Origin of the sequence: Amycolatopsis sp. NPDC089917 (assembly GCF_040684635.1) — a bacterium.
In the GTDB taxonomy this organism is placed as follows: domain Bacteria; phylum Actinomycetota; class Actinomycetes; order Mycobacteriales; family Pseudonocardiaceae; genus Amycolatopsis.
The window spans coordinates 1-21,774 of record NZ_JBFBGL010000098.1 but is presented as its reverse complement, the minus strand read 5'-3'; the positions used below and the strand labels follow the sequence as shown (position 1 = coordinate 21,774).

Sequence of the window (21,774 nt, the reverse complement as noted above, 5' to 3'; positions counted from 1 at the left end):
CAGCCCTTGCCCTGATGCGAGTTCGACTTGCCCGGCTGCACCGTCAACGCCCTGTTGAGCAGCAGCACCCCCTGATCGGCCCACGGCGTCAGATCACCGTTCGACGGCAACGGATGCCCAAGGTCCTCGCAGTACTCCTTGTAGATGTTGATCAGACTCTTCGGGATCGGCCGGACATCAGGCGCCACCGAGAAACTCAGCCCCACCGCATGCCCGGGCGTCGGATACGGATCCTGGCCGACGATCAGCACCCGCACGTCGTGGAACGGCTGCTGGAAGGCCCGCAGCACATGTTCCCCCGCCGGGAGATAGGTCCGGCCCGCGGTGATCTCCGCGCGGAGGAATTCCCCCATCGCGGCGACCTGCGGCGCCACCGGTTCGAGGGCTTGCGCCCAGCCTGCTTCGACGATGTCCTGCAGCGGTCGTGCGGTCACGGCGTGCGAGCTTACTCACGTCACCCGATGCGCCGGAGTTCGACCCGGAACCGCGCCGCCCGCTCGACATACCCGTCGACCACCAGCTTGATCAGGTCCGGCCCGAAAGACGTGTTGGGCCGCGTCTTCGCCGGGACGCCGAGCGCGATGTGCCCACTGTCCACATGGGAACCGTACGACAGAACCGCGCCCGCGCCGACCATCCCGCCGTCCTCGACGACGGTTCCGTTCAGCACCACCGATCCCGACGCGATCAGGCAGCCCTCGCCGATCCGCGCGCCTTCGATGTGCACGGAATGCCCGACGGCGGAGGAGTTCCCGATCACCGTCGGTTCCTTGCGGGTGCAATGCAGCACGCAGCCGTCCTGGACGTTGGACCGCTCGCCGATCTCGATGTACCCGTGGTCGCCGCGCAACACCGTCTGCGGCCACACCGAAGCGAACGCCGCGATGCGGACGTCGCCGATCACCGTCGCGTCGGGGTGGACGTAGGCGTCGGGGTGGATCGAGGGTTCGAGGTCGCCCAGGGCGTAGATCGGCATGCGTTCTCCTAGACCAGCGACTTGCCGTAGCAGACGCTTTCCGGTTCGTCCTTGTAGTACCCGAAGCCCGGCATCTCCCGGTAACCCGCCGACAGGTACAGCGCGATGGCCTCGGGCTGTTTGTCGCCGGTCTCCAGCACCATACGCAGCCGTCCGGCCTCGACGGCCGTCCGCTCCAGGTCGGCGAGGATCGCCCGCGCGATACCTCGTCCACGCGCCGAAGCCATCACGAACATGCGCTTGATCTCGGCGTCGCCGGGCAGCAGCGGGTCCGGCCCGTCGTGCGCGCGCCAGGCGCCCGAGCCCACGGGGACGTCGTCGAGGTAGGCGGCCAGGAACAGCCCCCGCGGCGCGGCGAACTGCGAGCCGTCCATCGGCGTCTCGTCCTCACTGCCGTACCGGGCGGCCAGCTCGAGCTGGGCTTCGGCCAGCAGCTTCACCGTGTCGGGGTGGTCGTAGGGCAGCACACGAAGGTCCATGAGCGCGAGATTAGCGAGCGGCCGCGGCACGGCGAAAGCACGATTGGCCCACTCCGATGTGGCGTGATCGGCACTGTCGCCGCGCCGCCCCGCGCCTTAGATTCCGATCATGTCGATCGAAGCCGAGGCGCCGCTGCGCCAGGCCCGCAACTCCGCCGCGTTCTGGGCCGCGACCGGCCGGTCCCGCGGCCACGAAGTCATCCGCCGCCGCGGCTTCCTCGCCGTCGCCGGTGACGAGCGCGCGGGACTGCGCGTCCTGCTCCAGGAACCCGACCTCACCGCGGACGAACTGGCGGAGATCACCGAGCTCGCCATGCTGGCGAAGGGACCGGTGGACGCCGAGGATCCTTTCAGCGTCACCGATCTGAACCATCTCGGGGAGATGCGCAGCTGGCGGATGCCGGTCATGCTGCGCCCGCCCTCCCCCGTCGCCGAACCCGCGATGGAGGTGGTCCGGGTCGACGCGGAAACGGATCTGCGGGCCGCCGAGCGCGCGGTGATCGCGGGCTTCGAACTCGCCCGGTTCGAGCCCTACCGCGAGGGTGAGATGTTCCCCACGGCCTTGCTCGGACAGCCGGGGATCGGCGTGTTCGCCGCGCGGCTCGACGGCGAGATCGCCGGGGCGTGCGTCACCGCCGTCGAGGACGGCTTCGGCAGCCACTACTGGGTCGGCACGCCGCCGGCCTTCCGCTCCCGCGGCGTGGGCCGGGCCGTGATGCTCGGCTCCCTCGCCCCGTTGGCGGGGTCGCCGGTCACGCTCACCGCGTCCAAGGCGGGCAGGCCGCTGTACGAATCCCTCGGTTTCGCGGTCACCGCGCAGTCGACCTGGTGGGCCTCACGCTGACGCCTAGCGCCAGTGCTCCCAGCCGCTGTCGTGTCCGTACTTCTTCCCGTCCACCGTCACGCCCGAATCCGGCATGGTGACGACGCCGATCTCGGTCCAGCCCTCCGGCAAGTCGGCGAACGCGGGGAAGGTGGCCGCGAAAGCGTGGTCCTCGCCGCCGGTGAGCACCCATTTCAGCGGATCGGCGCCGAGCGCGGTGCCGACTTCGGTCAGCCTGCTCGACACGTCGAGATCCGCCGTCCGGATGTCGATCCCGACGCCGGAAGCGGTGGCGATGTGGCCGAGGTCGGACAGGAGCCCGTCGGACACGTCGATCATCGACGTCGCCCCGCCGTCGGCCGCGCGGATGCCCGCCTCGTAGTCCGGTTCGGGGCAGCGCTGCGCGTTGACGACGCTGACCGGTGAGCGGAAACCGCGGCCGAGCACGGCGAGCCCGGCGGCCGCCCAGCCGAGCCGTCCGCAGACCGCGACGACGTCGCCGGGGCGGGCGCCGGAGCGGGTCACCGGTTCCCGGCCGCCGAGGTCGCCGAGCGCGGTGACACTGATCACGATCTGGTCGGCGCGGACCATGTCGCCGCCGACGATCCCGATCCCCGCGCGTTCGGCTTCGATCCACATGCCCTGGGTGAGTTCGGTGACGACCGAGGTCTCGGTGTCCGAGGGGCAGGCGAATCCCACCAGGACGGACGTCGGGCGGGCGCCCATGGCGGCGATGTCGGTGAGGTTCACCGCGACCGCCTTGCGCCCCACCTGCTCGGCGCTGGACCAGTCGAGCCGGAAATGGACGCCCTGCACGAGGACGTCGGTGGTGGCCACCGTCCGGCCGTCCGGGGTGGCCACGACGGCCGCGTCGTCCCCCGGTCCGAGCAGCGTCGTCTCCGGCTGTTTCCGGCCGGCCGTCACCGCTTCGATCAACCGGAATTCACCGGTCCCGGCGACCGTGCCGTCGTTCGGTGACACCCGTCACCTCCACTTTCCCTTGTCCGGACAAATGTCGATCACCGATAGTCGGAAGCCCTAGGTTTTTCCCGGGGCTGGCGATACGTTGCTACAACGTTCCTACCTTGAGCCGACTTTTACGAAGGGGCGCGCCGTGGTCCACGCATACATCCTCATCCAGACCGAGGTCGGCAAAGCCGCAGCGGTCGCCGCGGAGATCTCCACCATCCCCGGTGTCACCAGTTCGGAGGATGTCACCGGCCCGTACGACGTCATCGTCAAGGCCGCGGCCGACACCGTCGATCAGCTCGGCCAGCTGGTGGTCGCGAAGGTGCAGAACGTGGAGGGCATCACCCGTACGCTGACCTGCCCGGTCGTGCATCTGTAAGAGGTGGTGTAGTGGTCCGGTGGCTGACACGGACACCGGCGCTCCCCCGAAACCACTGCTGATCGCGGCCGCCTGCCTGGCGGTGCTGCTCGTCGCGGGCGTGGCCGTCTTCGGGCTGACCCGCGGCGCGGAATCCGAGGCGCCCGCCGCCGACGGCCCGCTCCCGCTCGTCCCGGTCCCGGCGCCGCAGTCGGGATCACCCGATTGCGCGAAGCTGATCGGCGCGCTCCCGCACGAGATCACCTCGTCCGGGAACGCGCTGGTCCGGCGGAAGCTGGCCGACCCGGCCCCCGAGGCGACGGTCGGCTGGGGCACCGGCGACCCGGTGGTCCTGCGCTGCGGGCTCGGCAAACCGCCGGAGCTCACCCGGACCTCGCAACTGCGGACGATCAACAACGTCCAGTGGCTGCAGGTCGAGGGTGAGGGCTCCGCGACGTGGTTCGTGGTGGACCGGCCCGTCTACACGGCACTCACCGTGCCGGACACCGCGGGGACGGGGCCGCTTCAGACCGTTTCGGAAGTCATCGGCGCCAACCTTCCCGCGGTCGGCCTGCGGTTCTGATCAGGGCACGACCAGCAGGGTCTTGCCGGTGTACCGCCGCGCCTCGATGTCCGCGTGCGCGGCGGACGCCTCGGAAAGGGGATACGTCCGGCCGATGACGGGCGTCAGCGTCCCGGCGGCGGCCTGTCGCAGCACCTCCCGCACGCGGCGCGGGTTGTCGGGCCAGAAACCGACCAGCTGCGCCATGTCCACGATGGACAATCGAGCCCGGTCGGCGTCGCCGATCACGGTCTCCGCGCCGCTGGACATGCCGTAGCCGGAGAACCGGCCGCCGTTGTTCAGCAGCGCCAGCGAGGCCGCGCCGAGCTCGCCTCCGACGCCGTCGTAGACCACGTCCAGCCGGTGACCTCCGGTGCGGGCGAGGACCTCGCCGGTCCAGTCCGCGACGGCGTAGTCGACCGGTTCGGCCCCCAGTTTCCTGGCGATCGCGGCCTTCTCGGCACCGCGGACCGCCGCGATGACCGTCGCGCCCGCCGCGCGGGCGAGCTGCACCAGCAGACTGCCGAGGCCGCCGACGCCCGGCGCCACCAGGATCCGCTCCCCGGCCGCGACCGGGGTCTTCTCCAGCAGCGCCAACGCGGTACTGCCGTCGTTGAGCAGGGCCAAGGCGTGCTGGGGATCGAGACCCGCCGGGACCGGGAACGTCTCGCCGGGCAGCGCGAGGACCGTGTCCGCGTATCCCCCGCCGTATCCGCCGATCGCGCTGGTGACGACCACCTTGCCCAGCCAGGTTTCGTCGGCCCCGGCGCCCACCGCGTCGACGGTGCCCGCCACCGCGCCGCCGGGCACGTACGGCGGCTCGACCGCGAACACTTCGGGTCCGTCACCCCGCCGGATGAGCGCGTCCAGCCAGCCGACCCCGGCCGCCGTCACAGCGACGCGGAGTTCGCCCTCTCCGGGTTCCGGGGTGGGCAGTTCGACCTGTTCGAGAACACCGGGATCGCCGAATCGGGACACCTTGATCGCACGCATGATCGCAAGGTAGGACCTCCAGTTCGCTGGAGGTCAAGCGAGCACGGGGATCAGCGGTTTCAGGGCGGAGTGCAGCGCTTCCCGCGAACAACCGGCGTAACCGATGAGGTTTCCGAACACCGTCGGAGTCCCGGCGAAATGCCGGGCGAGGCCGTCGAGCCGGATCCCCGCGCGTTCCGCCGCGGTCATCCGCGCCGCTTCCTCGGCCGCCGATCCACAAGGGACGACCAGATGCGCGCCCGCGTCGTCGCCGAGCACGGGGATCCCCGCCGACGTCAGCGCGGCCGAAACGAGGGACCGGCGCTCCGAAAGTTCCCGCCGGAGCTTCCGCAGGTGCCGCCCGAGATCGCCGTGCCGCGCCAGTTCGGCGAGCACCCGCTGCCCCGCGGGCGACGGACGCGTCCCGGTCGCTTCGCGGTATTCCAGCACCGCGGCCGCGACCGGTGACGGCGCGACCATCCAGCCCGCGCCCAGCGCCGGGGTGAGGATCTTGCTCGTGGTCCCGAGATGCGCGACGACGTCGGGCGCGAGCGCGGCCAGCAGCGGCAGCGGCGCGACGTCGAACCGCAGCTCGCCGTCGTAGTCGTCCTCGATCACCAGCATGCCCTCGGCGCGGGCGAGTTCGACGAGTTCGACCCGGCGGGACGCGCTCATCCGGCTGCCGAGCGGGTATTGATGCGCGGGCGAGCAGTACACGGCGCGCACGTCGGCGGGGACGGCGTCCGGGCGCAGGCCCTCTTCGTCGACCGGGACGGGCACGACCTCCATCCCCGCCCGCCGGAACGCCTGCACGGCGCGCTGATATCCCGGCTCCTCGATCGCGACCCGGTCACCGCGCGAGAGCACGGAGCCCGCGAGTTCGATCACCGCCGCCGTCGTCCCGCCGGTGGCCAGCACCGTTCCGGCGGCGAGCCCGCGGTGGCGCAGCAGATGCTCGGAAACCGCGTCCCGGTAGGCGCGCAGCCCGGCCCTGTCCTCGCGATAGGTCGGGCGCGGATCGGCGGCGGCCCGCCACGCGCGGCGCCACGCGGACCTTTCGACGCCGTCGGCCCACGGGACGCCGGGGGTGAGGTCGACCAGCGTGGGAGGCGCGGCGGCGACCCCCGGCGCGGGACCTTTCGACGGCCTGTCCGCGGGCGGGGTCGTGGTGACGTAGGTGCCGGAACCGTGGCGGCCGGCGATCCAGCCCTCCGCGTGAAGCTGCTCGTACGCCGCCGACGTCACCGTGCGGCTGACGCCGAGCCGGTTCGCGAGCGCCCTGGTCGACGGCAGTCTGTCGCCGCCGCGCAGATGCCCGTCACCGGCGGCCGCGCGCAACGCGTCGGCGAGCTGGACCGCGAGCGGGACGGGCGAATCGCGGTCGAGGCTGACCGGCAGAGCGGTGTCGGACATGCTGTGCTCCGCCCTTTCGTGAAGTGGCCTTCTCAAGTATAGGAGAATTGGCTGTTATTACAGGCCACTCGCGTGGGTGAGACTGCTCGCATGTCCACGCCGCTGTCTCCCACCGACCGGACCACTCTCCACCGCAAGAAGAACCGCGCGCTCACCGACCGCTCGTCGCTGTACGCGGTGCTCGACGAAGGCCTGATCTGCCACCTCGGCGTCGTGCGCGACGGCGTCCCGCTGGTCGTCCCGACCGGCTACGGCCGCGACGGGAACACGCTCTACCTGCACGGATCCACCGGCGCGAGGAGCATGCGCGACTCGGACGGCGCCGAGGTGTGCGTCACGGTGACCCTGCTCGACGGCGTCGTCTACGCGCGTTCGGTCAACAACCACTCGATGAACTACCGCAGCGCGGTGATCCTGGGCAAGGCGACCGCGGTCACCGATCCCGACCGGAAGATGCACGGCCTGCGGGTGCTGACCGACCACCTCGCGCCCGGTTCGTGGGAGCACGCGCGCGACGTCAACGCGAAGGAGTTCGCGTCGGTTTCGGTGCTGGAGCTGGATCTCACCGAGGCTTCGGTGAAGATGCGCGCCGAGGGGCCCGACGACCCCGAGGACGAGGTCGCGGCCGATCTCTCGTGGGCGGGGGTGCTGCCGGTGCGGACGGTGTTCGGGGAGCCGGAGCCGTCGGCGGACCTGGCTTCGGCCTGGGTGGTGCCGGACCACGTGAAGGGGCGGGTCGGGTAGTCGCTGATGTCATGAAAGGGTCGTACAGCACGAAAAACGTCCTGAACGACCCTTTCATGACACGTGGGGAAGGCTCTCTTCACCTCGGGTTGTGATCCTCACGGAGGGCGAAGTCCCGAAGGTGTTGCGAGAGTGGCTTTCGCGACACCGGCTTCACCAATTCTCGCCAGAGTGTGCCGGGCAGCGGGGGTCGTGAGTGGCGATTCGGGTTCTGGCGGACCCGTATTTACCTACCCACTGGTGTGATCGGCGGTCGAGTGAAGCCGATGCTGGGGGCCGATGTGGCCGACGGTCGCGCCCGGCACGACCTTGATCAAGGTCCAAGACCGGGCATCCCTGGCGACGATGTAGGAATTGGGACGTTGAACGTACCAATTCCTACATCGTCGCGCCCTAGCGGCCGCGGAACCACCACGCTCACGACCCGCGAAAGCCTTCACCGCGTCCGCGGCAGCCGCACGGTGAACGTGGTCGCCCCCGGCACGCTTTCGGCCTCGATCGTGCCACCGTGCGCGGAGACCAGCGAAAGCACCACCGAAAGCCCCAGCCCGGTCCCGCCGTTGCCGCGGGTGCGGGCCGTGTCGACGCGGAAGAACCGGTCGAAGATCCGTTCCCGCGCTTCCGGCGGGATCCCCGGCCCGGCGTCGCTCACCCGCAGGACGACCTCCGAACCCGAAGCCGAGCCCGACAACGTGACCGGGGTGCCGGGCGGCGTGTGCACCGCGGCGTTGGCGAGCAGATTGTCCAGCACCTGCCGCAGGCGCACCGGATCCGCTTGCAGGACAACATCTTCCGGGAGCGGGCCGACGGTCAGCGGATGCTCCGGGCGACCGGCGGCGAAGGCCTCCCCCGCGTCGGTGATCAGCTCGGCGATGTCGACGTCGACCAGCCGCAGCGGTGCCTCGGTCTCGGGCGCGTCGAGGCGCGCGAGGAGCAGGAGGTCGTCGACGAGCACGCTCATCCGCTGGGTCTCTTCGCGGATTTTCGCGAGATGCGCCTCGCGTTCCGCGGGTTCGTTCGCCGCGGCGTAGCGGAAAAGCTCGGCGTAGCCCCGGATCGACGTCAGCGGCGTGCGCAGTTCGTGCGAGGCGTCGGCGATGAACCGCCGCAGCCGTTCGTTCGCCTCCCGGCGCGCGACGAGCGAGGAATCGAGGTGCGCCAGCATCACGTTGAACGCCGTCCGCAGTTCCTCGACCTCGGCGCCGCCGCCGTTCGCCGGCGCGCGCACCGGGAGATCGGCGTTCGCGGTCAGATCGTGCGACGCGATGTCGTGCGCCGTCCCGGCCATGTCGCTCAACGGCCGCAGCCCGCGCCGCAGCACCAGCCGCCCCGCGATCACCAGCACCGCCAGCGCCAGCAGGAACGCGACGACCTCGACCATGATCAGCTGGCTGACCGTCCGGTCCAGATCCGCCTGGGGCGCGGCGCTGACCAGCACGATGTTCCGGCTCGGTTCGATCGGGCAGGCCCGGACGCGGTAAGTGCCCTTGTCCTCGATGTAGACGGTCCGCAGCACTTCGGTCCGGGTCGCGTCCTCGGCGACCTTTTCGAGTGCTTTCGTGTCCGGCGGCAGGGAACCGCCGTCCTGCGCGAGCGCGTCACCGTCCCGCACCGCGAAAACGGCGGAGAACCAGCCGTAGGACTGCTGTGGTTTCCCGCCGTGCGTGGTGCGCAGCGACGGCACCTGGCTGATCTGGGTCTTGGCGAGCTGTTCGTCGAGCCGGTCGTTCAGATAGCCCTTCATGATGCCGACCATCACGGTGCCGACGACGGCGAACACGACGAGCGCCAGCGCGCCGAGGCCGAGCGCGAGCCGGGTTCCGAGCCGTGAGCGGCGCCAGGCGTCGTACCACCGGCGCAGCATTTTCATCTCGCCGCCTGCCGGACGACGTAGCCCACGCCGCGCACGGTGTGGATCAGCGGCTCGTTGCCCGCGTCGAGTTTGCGCCGCAGGTGCGAGATGACGAGTTCGACCACATTGGACCGGCCGCCGAAATCGTATTCCCAGACGTGGTCGAGGATCTGCGCCTTGGTCATCACCGACGGCGAACGCCGCATGAGATAGCGCAGCAGTTCGTATTCGGTCGGCGTCAGTTCCGCGGGTTTGCCGTCGCGGGCGACCTCGCGGGTGTCCTCGTTCATGGTCAGATCGCCGACGCGCAGCAACGCGGCCGCCCTCGCCTGGCTGCTGTGGCTTCGCCGCAGGACCGCGCGCAGCCGCGCCATCAGTTCCTCGACGGAGAACGGCTTGACGAGGTAATCGTCGCCGCCCCGGGTGAGCCCGGCGACTCGATCCGCCGTCGCGTCCTTCGCGGTGAGGAACACGACAGGCACCGCCGTCCCGGACTCGCGGAGCTTGTCGAGCACGGTGAACCCGTCGATCCCGGGCAGCATCAGATCGAGCACGACGATGTCGGGCACGAACTCGGCCGCCCTGGTGAGCGCGGCCTCACCCGACCCGGCGGTGACGGCGTTCCAGCCCTCGTAGCGGGCGACGGTGGCCACCAGGTCGGCGATATGCGGCTCGTCGTCCACCACCAGCAGGCGAACGGGGTTCTCGGTGTTCACGAAACCCATCCTCCGTTAACGCGCGCGCGAGAGCGAGGCGGAAGCGCAGACGACAGGAAGCCGACAGGTTCCGCCAAGAAAGGTCACAGGTTGGCCCAGCAGGCTCGGTGCTTGAACCGGACCGGAAGGAACCACGTGTGACCACCATGACGCAGACCGCCGTGAAACCGCGCCCGGCGATCCGTCCCAGGATCGCCGCACGCGCCGGGCTCTTCACCTTCATCGGAGCCAACGTGGCCACCGTGACCGCGCTCTTCTTCGCCGCGGGACCGTCCGACGACGTCCTCATCAGCGTCGGCAGGCTCGCCGGGCTGTTCGGGGCGCTGGCGATGGCGTTCCAGCTGCTGCTGGTCGCCCGGCTGCCGTGGCTCGACCGCCGTCTCGGCATGGACCGGCTCACCGTCTGGCACCGCTGGACCGGGTTCAGCCTCCTGTGGACCCTGCTGACCCACTTCGTCTTCATCGTCTTCGGCTACGCGCGGGTCGAGAACAACGGCGTGGTGGACGAATTCGCCACGATGGTGACCAAACTCGAAGGGATCCTGCGGGCGGTCGTCGCGCTCGCGCTGATCCTGCTCGTCGGCGCCGTGTCCGCGCGTTTCGCCCGGCGTCGCCTGGCGTACGAAACCTGGCATTTCCTCCATCTCTACACCTACGCCGCGGTCGTGCTGGCGTTCAGCCACCAGATCGCGCTGGGCGGATCGTTCGCGTCGTCGCCCGGCGCTCAGGCCTATTGGTGGGCGGTGTGGGGCGTCGCGCTCGGCTCGGTCCTCGCCGGCCGCGTGGTGCTGCCGCTGGCGCGGAATCTGCGGCACCGGCTGAAGGTCGTCGCCGTAATGCCCGAATCCGACGACGTCGTCTCGGTGTACATGACCGGAAAGCACCTCGACCGGATGCCCGCGAGGGCCGGTCAGTTCTTCCTCTGGCGCTTCATGACCCGGGATCGCTGGTGGCAGGCCAATCCGTTCTCGCTGTCGGCCGCGCCGGACGGCCACACCCTGCGGCTGACCGCGAAGGCCGCCGGTGACGGCAGCGCGTCGTTGCGGTCGCTGAAGATCGGCACGCGGGTGTTCGCGGAAGGCCCGTACGGCGCGTTCACCACGATGCACCAACGGAAACCGGACGCGCTGCTGATCGCGGGCGGCGTCGGGATCACGCCGATCCGCGCGCTGCTGGAAGAGATCTCCGGCCACGTCGTGCTGCTCTACCGCGTCCGCACCCAACTCGACGCCGTCCTGCTGCCGGAGCTGCGGGGCTTGGCACAGGCGCGCGGCGCCGTCGTCCACGTCCTCAGTGGACCGTCCGATCAGGCCGGTCCGTACGGGCCGGTGCTCGGCGCGGAGAGCCTGCGGCGGATGGTGCCGGACGTCGAGGAGCGGGACGTCTTCGTCTGCGGCCCGCCCGGGATGACCTCGGCGACGTTGCGCAGCCTGCGGGAACTGCGGGTGCCGAATCAGCAGGTCCACGCCGAACGCTTCAGCCTCGCCGCCTGAGTCAGGGAGTCCCCATCATGAAGAAGACCATCGTCGCGGCCACGGTCGCCCTTTCGGCCGCCGGATTCCTCGGGGTCTGGCTGTACCAGCCCTCTCCGCTGGGTTCGGAGACCGTGGCCGTCGCCGCGCCCGCCCCGTCCACCGTGTCCTCTTCGGACGGTGGCGCCTCCGAAGGCGCCGAACGCACCATCGACGGCTCGGTGGAAAGCAACCGGTACGGCACCGTGCAGGTGCGGCTGGTGATCTCGGCCGAGGACAAGATCTCCGAAGTCCGGCTGCTGCAACGGCCGACCAGCGGCCGCGGCGTCGACGCGATCCCGATCCTGCAGGAGGAGACGCTGACCGCGCAGAGCTCCGACATCGACACCGTCTCCGGGGCGACGTCGACGAGCGAGTCGTACATCGACTCGCTGCAGGCGGCGCTGGACGCCAGATGAACCGGGTCGAGCAGGTGATGGGGCTGCCGGTCTCGGTCGACGTCCGGGCGGGCGGCGAACTCGTCGGGCACGCGATCGACGGCGTCTTCGGCTGGCTGCGCGAGGTCGACGCCCGGTTCAGCCCGTTCCGGGCGAGCAGCGAGGTCTGCCGGTACGACCGCGGCGAACTCGCGCCTTCGGAACTGAGCGACGACCTGCTCGAAGTGCTTTCGCTGTGCGATCACTACGAACGGCTGTCCGGCGGCGCGTTCACCGCCCGGCTCCCCGGACGGCGGCTCGACCCGAACGCGGTGGTCAAAGGCTGGGCGGTGCAGCGGGCGGCGTCTTTGCTGCTGGCCGAGGGCCTGGACGTGTTCTGCGTCAACGCCGGCGGGGACGTGGTCACCTCCGGCGAACCGGAACCCGGCCGTCCCTGGCGGGTCGGCATCCGGCATCCCGAACGGCCCGACGCGGTCTGCGCCGTGGTGGAGTCGTCCGGCGGCGCCGTCGCGACGTCGGCGGACTACGAACGCGGCGCGCACATCCTCGACGGGCGGACGGGGCGCCCGCCCGTCGGGCTGCTGAGCGTCACCGTCACCGCCGACGACCTCGTCACGGCGGATTCCCTGGCCACGGCCGCTTTCGCGATGGGGACCGAGGGGATCGCCTGGGTCGCGGCGCAGCCGGGCTGCCAGGTGCTGATCGTCGACGCGAAACGGCAGGTCCACCGGTCGCCGGGGCTGCGGCTGGCGTGAGTGGCCAGGTGGGGCGTCGCCACTTAAACCGTTGGCCGGGGTCCGCGGGCTCAGGCAGACTGCGGCCCCATGACCTCTGTCGTACAGAATTTCTTCTTCGACTGTGCCGACGCCTACGAGCTGGGGCGCTTCTGGAGCGGCGTCGTCGGCAAGCCGATGGCCGACGACGACGTCCCCGGTGATCCCGAGACGATCATCGAGATGGACAACGGCGTCACACTGTTCTTCGGACAGGTCCCGGAACCGAAGACGGTGAAGAACCGGATACATCTCTGCCTGCGACCCGACATCCCGCGCGACGAGGAGGTGGAGCGCCTGCTGGAGCTCGGCGCGACCCTCCTGCACGACCGGCGCAACCCGGACGGCACCGGCTGGGCCGTCCTCGGCGACCCCGAAGGCAACGAATTCTGCGTGCTGCGCAGCGCGGCCGAAAAGGCGGCGACGTCATGACGGACTACGTCACGGTCAACCGCGCGAACTGGGACGAACGCGCTCCGGCCCACGCCGAGTCGGAGGACTACGGGTACAAGAAGTTCGTCGCGGATCCGGCTCATCTCAGCGGTGTGGTCGCCTTCGACCGGCCGCTGCTCGGCGACGTCACCGGTGCGCGCGGCGTGCACCTGCAGTGTCACATCGGCACGGACACGCTTTCCCTGTCCCGGCTGGGCGCGCACATGACCGGACTCGACTTTTCCGCGCCGGCGCTGGAGATCGCGCGGCGGCTGGCCGCCGAGACGGGCGCGGAGATCGATTATCGCGAGTCCGATGTGTACAGTGCCCCCGACGTGCTGGGCGAAGGACAGTTCGACCTCGTCTACACGGGAATCGGCGCGATCTGCTGGCTGCCGGACATCGCCCGCTGGGGCCAGGTCGTCGGGAGGCTGCTGCGGCCGGGCGGGCGGCTGTTCATCCGGGACACGCACCCGATGCTGGGCACCCTCGACGAGACCCAGCCGCACGTCACGCCGCACTATCCGTACTTCGAACAGGCCGAACCGCTGGTGTTCGACATCCCGGGGACCTATGTGGACACCGACGTCGCGTTCGAGAACAACCGGACGCACGAGTGGAACCACGGGCTGGGCCAGATCGTCACTTCGCTGCTCGACGCCGGGCTGACGCTGACGCGGCTGGTCGAACACGACAGTGTGCCGTGGAACGCGCTGCCGGGGTTCATGACCCAGGACGAGGCGACCGAGGAATGGCGGATGACGGAGAATCCGCAGCGGCTGGCGGCGAGTTTCACCATCGAAGCCGTGAAACGCGCTTGAGCGCCGTCGCTCCCTCATGACACCTCAGGGGACGTGAGGGCCGCAGGATGTCATGAAAGGGTCTTTCAGGACGAAAAACGTCCTGAAAGACCCTTTCATGACACCCGGACGGCAGTGTCGGGTCGGCCGCCCCGCAAGACCCCGGGCAGGCGTCTACTTGCGGCAAGACCGGCCGACTTTGAAGAATGCGAAGCATGTCGAGTGATCCCCGACGGCCCCTTGTCGCCGTCGCCGCCCTGGGCGGCACCATCTCCATGATCCCCGGCGACGGCGAAGAGCACGCCGTCCCCCGGCTCACCGCCGCCGACCTGCTCGGCGACCTGGGCGAGAACCTCGAGATGGACGTCCGCGCCGAGACGCTCGCGGGGATCTCCAGCGCGTCGATGGACTTCGCGACGCTGATCAGGACCCGCGACTGGGCGGCCAAGGCGGTCGACGAAGGCGCTGACGGCGTCGTCGTGGTCCAGGGCACGGACACGCTCGAAGAGACCGCGTACTTCTTCGAGCTGACCTGGGCTTCCGAAGCCCCGATCGTCATCACCGGCGCGATGCGCAACCCCAGTCTGCCCAGCGCCGACGGGGCGGGGAACCTGCTCGCGGCGCTGACCGTTGCCGCCGATCCCCGCAGCCGGGGCCGCGGTTCGCTGGTGGCCTTCAACGACGACGTCCACGCCGGGCGCTGGGTCCGCAAGGCGCATTCGAGCCACGTCGAGGCGTTCTCCTCGAACCCCGCCGGGCCTCTCGCGCTGGTCAGCGAGGGCCTGGTGCACTATTTCCACCCGGTCGGCGGCCGTCCGGCGGCGCTGCCGCTGGAGAACGCGGACTTCTCCGGGCTGGTGCCGATCGTCGAGAGCGGCGTCGGGGACACCGGCGAACTCCTGGAGACGCTGGTCAAGGCCGGGGTCAAGGGAGTGGTGCTCGCCGCGAACGGCGCCGGGCACGTTTCGGCGGGGTCGGCCGACGTGATCGAGCGGGTGCTGCCGGAGGTGCCGATCGTGGTCGCCGGCCGGACCGGCGCCGGGCCGACGTTCCGCGGTACCTACGGCTTCCGCGGCTCGGAGTCCGATCTGATCGCGATGGGCGCGACGATGGCGGGCTGGCTCGACCCGCGCAAATCCCGGCTCCTGCTGCACACTCTGCTCGCCACCGGTGCCTCGCGAGAGCGCGTCGAGGCCGAATTCCGCCTGCGCGGCGACCTCGCCTGAAGACCCGCGTTTCGTCCTCTGAATGCGAGAAGGGGTCAGTCCCGGATCGGGCCGGTGATCGGGTCCAGGTGGTACGGGCGCATGGCGCGGGGCCGGTGCCGGTAGACGTGCACGCTGACGGCCGGGTCCGGCCCGTCGTTGCGCACTTCGTGGATGTAGCCGGGACCGAAGACGCGCGACTGGCCCTCCGACAGCGAGTGCAACTCCGTCACCGCCCGGCCGTCGGACGCGCGCCGGGCGACGGTCTCGTTCAGCTTCCCGCTGACCACGGTGAACGCGCCCGCGGCGAACTCGTGGTCGTGCAGGTCGGTGTGCTGGCCGGGCAGCCAGCTCATCAGCCAGATCTCCTGCAGCTCGTCCGAGTCGACGAGCGCGGAGAAACGCTCGTCGGGGTCGTAGCGCAGCAGGTGCCGCCAGCGGTCACGGTCCGCGGCGAACTCGAGCGCGACGCGCACCGGGTGGCGCAGGGCGGGGTTTTCGGGAATGACGAGCGTGTTGTCCGGGACGGCGAACATGGAGGTGTCCTCGCAAGAAGAAAGAAGGTGTCGAGCTGGGCCGGGGCTGGGTTCACCGACAGCAGGGACACGACGCACACGAGACGGCGCCAAGACCCGAGAGGCCCCGCGACACAGTCATCCCACGTGCGAACATGCCCTCAGCGAACCAGTGCGGAGCCCGGCGGTCAACCGATCTCACACCGTGGACCGTGAGTTCTGCACCTGACGACCATGCTGGCAGCACGAACCGGACGCGGTCTGTCTCTATCTTGCGGACTCAGGACCACTCGTGCTTCTGCGACCGTCCGAGCAGCTCGGCTCCCGCACGCCGCGGGTCGACCCCTTCGTGGCACACGCGGTGCATCGCGTCGGTGATCGGCATGTCGACGCCGAGGCTCAGCGAGAGTTCCCGGATCGACGTGCACGATTTGACGCCCTCGGCGACCTGACCGCCGGTGGCCGCCAGCGCCTGCTCCAGCGTCTCGCCCCGGCCCAGCCGCTCGCCGAAGGTCCGGTTGCGCGACAAGGGCGACGAGCACGTCGCCACCAGGTCGCCGACGCCGGCCAGCCCGGCGAAGGTCAGCGGGTCGGCGCCGAGTTTCGCGCCGAGCCTGGCCATCTCGGCCAGCCCGCGGGTGATCAGCGTGGCCGCGGTGTTGGCGCCCAGGCCCAGCCCCGCCGCCATGCCACAGCTGAGCGCGATGACGTTCTTGCACGCCCCGCCGAGCTCGCAGCCGACGACGTCGGTGTTGGTGTACGGCCGGAAGTACTGGTTGAAGCTCGCCTGCTGGATCGCCTTGGCGTTGTCGTGGTCGGTGCACGCGAGCACCGCCGCCGCCGGCTGCCCCAGCGCGATCTCCTTCGCCAGGTTCGGCCCGGACACGACGACGATCTGCCCGTCGTCCACGCGGGCGATCTCGGCGATGACCTCGCTCATCCGCTTGAGCGTGCCCAGTTCGACGCCCTTCGCGAGGCTCACCAGGATCGCGTCGGACGGCAGCAGACCGGACCACTCCGAGAGATTGGTCCGCAACGTCTGGCTCGGCACGGCGAGGACCACGGCCTGCGCGCCGTCGAGGGCCTCCGCCGGATCGGCCGTCGCGGTGATTCGTTCCGGCAGATCGATATCCGGCAAATAGGATGAATTGCGGTGCCCGTCCCGGATTTCGGCCGCGACCTCGGGCCGCCGGGCCCAGATCGTCACGTCGCGTCCGGCGTCGCCGAGCACCTTGGCGAACGCCGTCCCCCAGGATCCGGCGCCGAGCACGGTCACCCGCTGGACCTCGGCCATCAGGCGTCGTCCTCCGGCTTCTTCGCGGGCGGTTCCTCCTGGCGGATCTCCGCGAGCAGGGCGGTGATCTCGTCCATCATCAGCTCGGTGACCTCGCGCAGCTTGGACGCGCTGCGGGTGGAACCGCTCCGGTAGGCCGAAAGGTCCATCGGCTCGCCGACCAGATGCGTGATCTTCTTGCGCGGGAACGGCGTGAACTTCTTCGTGTAGCCGTTGAAGATGTGGTTCGTGCCCCAGCGGGCGATCGGGATCACCGGCACGTCGGTCTCCAGCGCGAGCCGCGCGGCGCCGGTGAACGGCTTCTTCGGCCAGCCGTCCGGGTCCTTGGTGATCGTCCCCTCCGGATAGATCACGACGACTTTGCCGTCACGCAACGCCTGGTGGGCGGCCTTGAGACTGTCTCCAGCGGCTTTCGAACCCCGCGAAACCGGGATCTGACCGGCGCCGACGAAGATCTTGCCGAAGATCGGCGTCCTGGTCAGGCTCTCCTTGCCGAGGAACCGCGGCACCCGCTTCTGCCGGTGCACGAACACCGCGTCCACCGCCGGGTCCATGTGGGACACGTGGTTGAGCAGGAGCAGCGCGCCGCCTTCACGGGGGATCCGCTCGGCGTTGCGGTAGACCCGCTTGCCGATGGCCGTCGCCGGGTAGAACAGTGCGGCGGCGATGCCAACCCAGATGCCGCCCTTCTCACGCCGGGCCAATTCGTCCTCCTCGAAGTCACACGTGTCGTCCCAGGCCACTGATCCTGCCGCGCGCACGCGAGCGCGGTCCAGGGAGGGTCGGGTAAGAATGCAGATGTGGACTGTGTGGGCATCGACCTGATCGTGCCGATGAAACGCCCGGCGGAGGGCAAGTCGCGGCTTCGCGGCGCGGTGGTGCCCGATCGGCACGCCGATCTGGTGCTGGCGCTGGCCTACGACACGCTGTCCGCCGCGACCTCGGCGGACGGGGTCCGGCGGGTGCTGGTGGTCGCCGCCGACCCGGCGTCCGTGGCGGATCTCACCGAGCTGGGCGTCGAGATCGTGACCGAGCCGCCGCGGGGCGGCTTGAACGCGGCGTTGCGCCACGGCGAAGAGCTGCTGCGCCGGGACTCGCCGTCCGGTCTCGTCGGCGCCCTGCAGGCCGACCTGCCCGCGCTGCGCACCGAAGACCTCACCGCCGCCCTCGCCGAGGCCGCCGGACGCCGGGCGTTCGTCGCGGACCGGCAGGGAACGGGCACGACCCTGTTGCTCGCGGGGTCCGGGCCGCTCGCACCCCGGTTCGGCGAGGGTTCCGCGCGGGCACACACCGCGTCCGGTGCGACGCCGCTCACGATCGCCGCGGAATCACTCCGCGCGGACGTCGACACCGCGGATGATCTCGCTCACGTCCGTACCCTCGGTGTCGGAAAGCGCAGTTCAACACTGCTGGGAACACCCTGCGTGGTGATGTGACGAGAGTTCACCCTGCGGACCCGTGCGCGGCGCACATAATCGCGCCGAGTGGTGAACAATGAAGTCCGTGAGCACAAATGACGGCGGCACCCCGAACTCGGCAAGGAAGCGGAAGACCTCCGCCGCGAAACCCGAACCGGACAACGGCACGGCCAAACCCACCCGGGCGCGGAAGACCAGTCCCGCGGCGAAGACGAACAGCACTCCGCGTGCGGCGGTCCGCGCGACCCGCGGCGGTTCGGCGAGCCGTCCCGCGCAGGAGTTCCGCGCGCTGCCGGCCGCGCCTCCCGCGGTGACCTCGGCGCCCACCGCGGTCGAGACCCTGCCCGACGACCGGTACTTCAACCGTGAGCTGTCGTGGCAGGACTTCAACGCGCGCGTGCTCGCGCTGGCCGAGGACGAGTCCCAGCCGCTGCTCGAACGCGCCAAGTTCCTGGCGATCTTCGCGTCCAATTTGGACGAGTTCTACATGGTGCGGGTCGCCGGGCTGAAGCGCCGCGACGAGACCGGGCTCCCGGTCCGCAGCGCGGACGGGCTCACCCCGCGCGAGCAGCTGGCCTACATCGCGAAGCGCAACCAGGACCTGGTCGAGCGGCACACGAACGCCTTCGAGCAGCACCTGCGGCCGCGACTGGCCGACGAGGACATCCACATCGTCGGCTGGAGCGACCTCACCGGGGCCGACCAGCTCCGGTTGTCCAACTACTTCAGCGAGCAGATCTTCCCGGTGCTCACACCGCTGGCCGTGGATCCCGCGCACCCGTTCCCCTACATCTCCGGCCTTTCGCTCAACCTCGCCGTCACCGTCCGCGATCCGGAGGGTGGCACCGAGCGGTTCGCGCGCGTCAAGGTGCCGAGCAACGTCCCGCGCCTGATGCGGATCGAGCAGCAGCCGAGGGAGATCCGCACCGCGACGTTCCTTCCGCTGGAGGAACTGATCGCCGCCCACCTCGGCGAGCTGTTCACCGGGATGGAGGTCACCGAGCACCACGCCTTCCGCGTCACCCGCAACGCGGACTTCGAGGTCGAGGAGGACCGGGACGAGGACCTTCTCCAGGCGCTGGAACGCGAACTGGCCCAGCGCCGGTTCGGCCCGCCGGTGCGGCTCGAAGTGGCGCAGGACATGAGCGAGCACATGCTCGAACTGCTGCTGCGCGAACTGGAGGTCGACCCGCGCGACGTCGTCGAGGTCCCCGGTCTGCTGGACCTGACCTGCCTGCACCAGTTGTCCGGTGTCGACCGGAAGGAACTCAAGGACCGCCCTTTCGTCCCGGCCACGCACCCGGCGTTCGGTGAGCGGGAGACGCCGAAGTCGGTGTTCGCGACGCTGCGCGAGGGCGACGTCCTCGTGCACCACCCGTACGACTCCTTCTCCACCAGCGTCCAGCGGTTCATCGAACAGGCCGCCGCGGACGAGAAGGTGCTGGCGATCAAGCAGACGCTGTACCGCACCTCCGGCGACTCCCCGATCGTCGACGCGCTGATCGACGCGGCCGAGGCGGGCAAGCAGGTCGTCGCGCTGGTCGAGATCAAGGCGCGGTTCGACGAGCAGGCCAACATCACCTGGGCCCGCACGCTGGAGCGCGCGGGCGTGCACGTCGTCTACGGTCTCGTCGGCCTGAAGACGCACTGCAAGGTGTCGATGGTGGTGCGCCAGGAGGGTTCGACCATCCGCCGCTACTGCCACATCGGCACCGGCAACTACAACCCGAAGACCGCGCGGCTGTACGAGGACCTCGGCATCCTGACCGCCGACCCGACGATCGGCGCGGACCTGACGGATCTGTTCAACGTCCTCACCGGGTACTCCCGCCAGGACACCTACCGCAACATCCTCACGTCGCCGCACGGGATCCGCCGCGGCATCGTGCGCGCGATCGGCGAGGAGATCGAACTCGCCCGCGCCGGCCAGACCGCCGGGATCCGGATCAAGTGCAACTCGCTCGTCGACGAGCAGGTGATCGACGCGCTGTACCACGCTTCGCAGGCCGGAGTGCCGGTCGACATCGTGGTGCGCGGGATCTGCGCGCTGAAGCCCGGCGTGGAGGGGCTGAGCGAAAACATTCACGTGCGCTCGATCCTCGGCCGGTTCCTGGAGCACTCGCGCATCTTCAACTTCCGCGCGGGCGGCACGCACTGGATCGGCAGCGCGGACATGATGCACCGCAACCTGGACCGCCGGATCGAGGCGCTGGTGCGGGTCAAGGATCCGAAGCTGACGGCGCAACTGGACTACATCTTCGAATCCGCGTTGCATCCCGCGACCCGGTGCTGGGTGCTGACCTCCACCGGTGAGTGGACCCCGTTCCCGGCCTCCGGGGACGACGTCCGTGATCACCAGGTCGAGCTGGCGAAGCGGCACGGGGCCGCCGGATGAGCGGGGTCGTGCGGGCGGCGGGCGCCGTCCTGTGGCGTCGTGACAGGGACCGGATCGAGATCGCGCTGGTCCACCGGCCGCGCTACGACGATTGGTCGCTGCCGAAGGGAAAGCTGGACCCGGGCGAGACCATCGCGCGGGCCGCGGTCCGCGAGATCGGTGAGGAGACGGGGTTCGAAGCGGTGCTCGGCCGGTATCTGTACCGGACCGAATACACCGTGGCGGGTGCGCCCAAGACCGTCGACTATTTCTCCGCGCACGCCGTTTCCGGCGCTTTCGCCCCGAATGAGGAAGTCGACGAACTGCGCTGGCTCGACGCGGAGACCGCGGAGAAACTGCTGACGCGGCCGGAGGACGTCCGGGTGCTGCGCGAGTTCTCCGCGCTGCCGCCCGACCTCGTCACGGTGATCCTGGTGCGGCACGCCAAAGCGGGTAAGCGTGACGAGTGGAACGGCGACGACGATCTGCGGCCGCTGTCGGACGCGGGTCAGCGTCAGGCCGAAGCGCTGCGTTCGCTGCTGCGGCACTACGCGCCGGACAGGGTGCTCTCGGCGCCGCGGCTTCGTTGCGTCCAGACGGTGAACGGGCTCGCCGAGGATCTCGGGGTCGAGATCCGGCACGAGCCGCTGCTGTCGGAGGAGGGCTACTGGCCGGACCCGGTGCTCGGCGTCGCCCGGCTGCTGGCCGTCGCCGGTGACGGCGGGACGCCGGTGATCTCCAGTCAGGGCGGCGTGATCCCCGACGTCGTCACCGCCTTGGCGGATCGCGACGGCGTCGACCTGCCCGCCGCGCGCGGCGGTGTGGTGCCGTCGAAGAAGGGCTCGTTCTGGGTGCTGTCCTTCCGGGCGCCGACCGAAGAGGACGGGCCGGTGCTGGTGGCGGCGGACTATTTCGCGTCGCCTCTGCCCACTCCCGCTCCGGCGCATCGCTGACGCTTCGCTTCGTGTGAAGGCCCCCTTCCGGCGGAAGGGGGCCTTCACGCGTTTCGAGGGTTCGGGGTGAGGGCGGGTGTTCCGGCAGTCCCGCTCCGGGTAGCGGCGTTACCGGGGCCGGAGAGGTGTCGCGAAAGCCACTTTCGGGTGGGCGGGGGGGGGGGGTAGGTGGTTTGCGGCCCCCCCCGCCCGGGAACCGGTACCGGGCCGGGCGGGGGTGTTTTAAAACCAAAACCC

Annotated in this window: 24 protein-coding genes; 13 read left to right on the top strand and 11 right to left on the bottom strand. The window is 70.2% G+C overall.

Annotated features, from left to right (window positions below; translation table 11 throughout):
* The 3 genes from AB0N89_RS38610 to AB0N89_RS38600 form a co-directional block, all read right to left on the bottom strand.
* Window positions 1–434: uracil-DNA glycosylase (locus AB0N89_RS38610; protein ID WP_364215870.1), on the bottom strand; the 434-nt coding region annotated here is incomplete at its 3' end.
* Between the two features lie 20 nt (window positions 435–454).
* Window positions 455–976 (bottom strand): gamma carbonic anhydrase family protein, encoded by a 522-nt coding sequence (locus AB0N89_RS38605; protein WP_364215867.1) that lies wholly within the window; start codon window positions 974–976, stop codon window positions 455–457.
* A gap of 8 nt (window positions 977–984) precedes the next feature.
* Window positions 985–1,455 carry a GNAT family N-acetyltransferase gene (locus tag AB0N89_RS38600; protein WP_364215864.1) on the bottom strand — a complete coding sequence of 157 codons (471 nt, stop codon included), beginning with the start codon at window positions 1,453–1,455 and terminating at the stop codon, window positions 985–987.
* 109 nt (window positions 1,456–1,564) lie between these two features.
* Here AB0N89_RS38600 and AB0N89_RS38595 point away from each other — a divergent pair, with 109 nt between their 5' ends.
* Window positions 1,565–2,299 carry a GNAT family N-acetyltransferase gene (locus AB0N89_RS38595; protein WP_364215862.1) on the top strand — a complete coding sequence of 245 codons (735 nt, stop codon included), beginning with the start codon at window positions 1,565–1,567 and terminating at the stop codon, window positions 2,297–2,299.
* A 3-nt stretch (window positions 2,300–2,302) separates the two neighbouring features.
* On the opposite strand, the gene AB0N89_RS38590 is transcribed toward AB0N89_RS38595, so the two are convergent.
* Window positions 2,303–3,259, bottom strand: coding sequence for a thiamine-phosphate kinase (locus AB0N89_RS38590; RefSeq protein ID WP_364215859.1), 957 nt, complete (start codon window positions 3,257–3,259; stop codon window positions 2,303–2,305).
* A gap of 133 nt (window positions 3,260–3,392) precedes the next feature.
* Between AB0N89_RS38590 and AB0N89_RS38585 the strand changes: the two genes are divergently transcribed.
* Window positions 3,393–3,626: an Lrp/AsnC ligand binding domain-containing protein gene (locus AB0N89_RS38585; RefSeq protein WP_007031456.1), complete on the top strand. Its 234-nt coding sequence runs from the start codon at window positions 3,393–3,395 to the stop codon at window positions 3,624–3,626.
* Window positions 3,627–3,645: 19 nt separating this feature from the next.
* On the top strand, window positions 3,646–4,188 hold the full coding sequence (locus AB0N89_RS38580) for a DUF3515 domain-containing protein (protein WP_364215856.1): 543 nt from the start codon (window positions 3,646–3,648) through the stop codon (window positions 4,186–4,188).
* Here AB0N89_RS38580 and AB0N89_RS38575 read toward each other — a convergent pair whose 3' ends face one another.
* Both AB0N89_RS38575 and AB0N89_RS38570 read right to left on the bottom strand, forming a co-directional pair.
* Window positions 4,189–5,160: a zinc-binding dehydrogenase gene (locus AB0N89_RS38575; protein WP_364215853.1), complete on the bottom strand. Its 972-nt coding sequence runs from the start codon at window positions 5,158–5,160 to the stop codon at window positions 4,189–4,191. It abuts the gene before it with no gap.
* A gap of 33 nt (window positions 5,161–5,193) precedes the next feature.
* Window positions 5,194–6,552 (bottom strand): PLP-dependent aminotransferase family protein, encoded by a 1,359-nt coding sequence (locus tag AB0N89_RS38570; RefSeq protein ID WP_364215850.1) that lies wholly within the window; start codon window positions 6,550–6,552, stop codon window positions 5,194–5,196.
* A 90-nt stretch (window positions 6,553–6,642) separates the two neighbouring features.
* Here AB0N89_RS38570 and AB0N89_RS38565 point away from each other — a divergent pair, with 90 nt between their 5' ends.
* On the top strand, window positions 6,643–7,296 hold the full coding sequence (locus AB0N89_RS38565; protein WP_364215847.1) for a pyridoxamine 5'-phosphate oxidase family protein: 654 nt from the start codon (window positions 6,643–6,645) through the stop codon (window positions 7,294–7,296).
* Window positions 7,297–7,732: 436 nt separating this feature from the next.
* Here the strand turns inward: AB0N89_RS38565 and AB0N89_RS38560 are convergent, their stop codons facing one another.
* Entirely contained in the window at window positions 7,733–9,166 is a 1,434-nt protein-coding gene (locus AB0N89_RS38560) for a HAMP domain-containing sensor histidine kinase (RefSeq protein ID WP_364215844.1), read from the bottom strand.
* Window positions 9,163–9,864: a response regulator transcription factor gene (locus AB0N89_RS38555; protein ID WP_364215841.1), complete on the bottom strand. Its 702-nt coding sequence runs from the start codon at window positions 9,862–9,864 to the stop codon at window positions 9,163–9,165. The genes AB0N89_RS38560 and AB0N89_RS38555 overlap by 4 nt, the downstream gene beginning before the upstream one ends.
* A 137-nt stretch (window positions 9,865–10,001) precedes the next feature.
* On the opposite strand from AB0N89_RS38555, the gene AB0N89_RS38550 reads away from it, so the two are divergent.
* The 6 genes from AB0N89_RS38550 (at window position 10,002) to AB0N89_RS38525 (ending at window position 15,004) form a co-directional block, all read left to right on the top strand.
* Window positions 10,002–11,357 (top strand): ferredoxin reductase family protein, encoded by a 1,356-nt coding sequence (locus tag AB0N89_RS38550; protein WP_364215838.1) that lies wholly within the window; start codon window positions 10,002–10,004, stop codon window positions 11,355–11,357.
* Between the two features lie 17 nt (window positions 11,358–11,374).
* On the top strand, window positions 11,375–11,794 hold the full coding sequence (locus AB0N89_RS38545) for an FMN-binding protein (protein WP_364215835.1): 420 nt from the start codon (window positions 11,375–11,377) through the stop codon (window positions 11,792–11,794).
* Window positions 11,791–12,528: an FAD:protein FMN transferase gene (locus AB0N89_RS38540; protein ID WP_364215832.1), complete on the top strand. Its 738-nt coding sequence runs from the start codon at window positions 11,791–11,793 to the stop codon at window positions 12,526–12,528. Before AB0N89_RS38545 ends, AB0N89_RS38540 begins: the two co-directional genes overlap by 4 nt.
* Before the next feature lie 69 nt (window positions 12,529–12,597).
* Window positions 12,598–12,978: a VOC family protein gene (locus AB0N89_RS38535; protein WP_364215830.1), complete on the top strand. Its 381-nt coding sequence runs from the start codon at window positions 12,598–12,600 to the stop codon at window positions 12,976–12,978.
* Window positions 12,975–13,799 (top strand): class I SAM-dependent methyltransferase, encoded by an 825-nt coding sequence (locus AB0N89_RS38530; protein WP_364215827.1) that lies wholly within the window; start codon window positions 12,975–12,977, stop codon window positions 13,797–13,799. Before AB0N89_RS38535 ends, AB0N89_RS38530 begins: the two co-directional genes overlap by 4 nt.
* A gap of 194 nt (window positions 13,800–13,993) precedes the next feature.
* Window positions 13,994–15,004 (top strand): asparaginase, encoded by a 1,011-nt coding sequence (locus AB0N89_RS38525; RefSeq protein ID WP_364215824.1) that lies wholly within the window; start codon window positions 13,994–13,996, stop codon window positions 15,002–15,004.
* Between the two features lie 35 nt (window positions 15,005–15,039).
* Here the strand turns inward: AB0N89_RS38525 and AB0N89_RS38520 are convergent, their stop codons facing one another.
* From AB0N89_RS38520 to AB0N89_RS38510, 3 genes are all read right to left on the bottom strand, one after another.
* Window positions 15,040–15,519 carry a cysteine dioxygenase family protein gene (locus AB0N89_RS38520; RefSeq protein ID WP_364215821.1) on the bottom strand — a complete coding sequence of 160 codons (480 nt, stop codon included), beginning with the start codon at window positions 15,517–15,519 and terminating at the stop codon, window positions 15,040–15,042.
* A gap of 259 nt (window positions 15,520–15,778) precedes the next feature.
* Complete coding sequence (locus tag AB0N89_RS38515; RefSeq protein ID WP_364215818.1) at window positions 15,779–16,792, bottom strand: NAD(P)H-dependent glycerol-3-phosphate dehydrogenase; 1,014 nt, start codon at window positions 16,790–16,792, stop codon at window positions 15,779–15,781.
* Window positions 16,792–17,535 (bottom strand): lysophospholipid acyltransferase family protein, encoded by a 744-nt coding sequence (locus tag AB0N89_RS38510; protein ID WP_364215815.1) that lies wholly within the window; start codon window positions 17,533–17,535, stop codon window positions 16,792–16,794. Before AB0N89_RS38510 ends, AB0N89_RS38515 begins: the two co-directional genes overlap by 1 nt.
* Window positions 17,536–17,601: 66 nt before the next feature.
* Here AB0N89_RS38510 and cofC point away from each other — a divergent pair, with 66 nt between their 5' ends.
* Genes cofC through AB0N89_RS38495 form a run of 3 tightly spaced genes read left to right on the top strand, consistent with a single transcriptional unit; the run spans window position 17,602 to window position 21,537 of the window.
* Entirely contained in the window at window positions 17,602–18,228 is a 627-nt protein-coding gene (gene cofC / locus AB0N89_RS38505) for a 2-phospho-L-lactate guanylyltransferase (RefSeq protein ID WP_364215812.1), read from the top strand.
* A gap of 58 nt (window positions 18,229–18,286) precedes the next feature.
* Entirely contained in the window at window positions 18,287–20,605 is a 2,319-nt protein-coding gene (locus tag AB0N89_RS38500) for an RNA degradosome polyphosphate kinase (protein WP_364215809.1), read from the top strand.
* Window positions 20,602–21,537 (top strand): NUDIX hydrolase, encoded by a 936-nt coding sequence (locus AB0N89_RS38495; protein WP_364215806.1) that lies wholly within the window; start codon window positions 20,602–20,604, stop codon window positions 21,535–21,537. Before AB0N89_RS38500 ends, AB0N89_RS38495 begins: the two co-directional genes overlap by 4 nt.
* The last annotated feature ends 237 nt before the right edge of the window (window positions 21,538–21,774 follow it).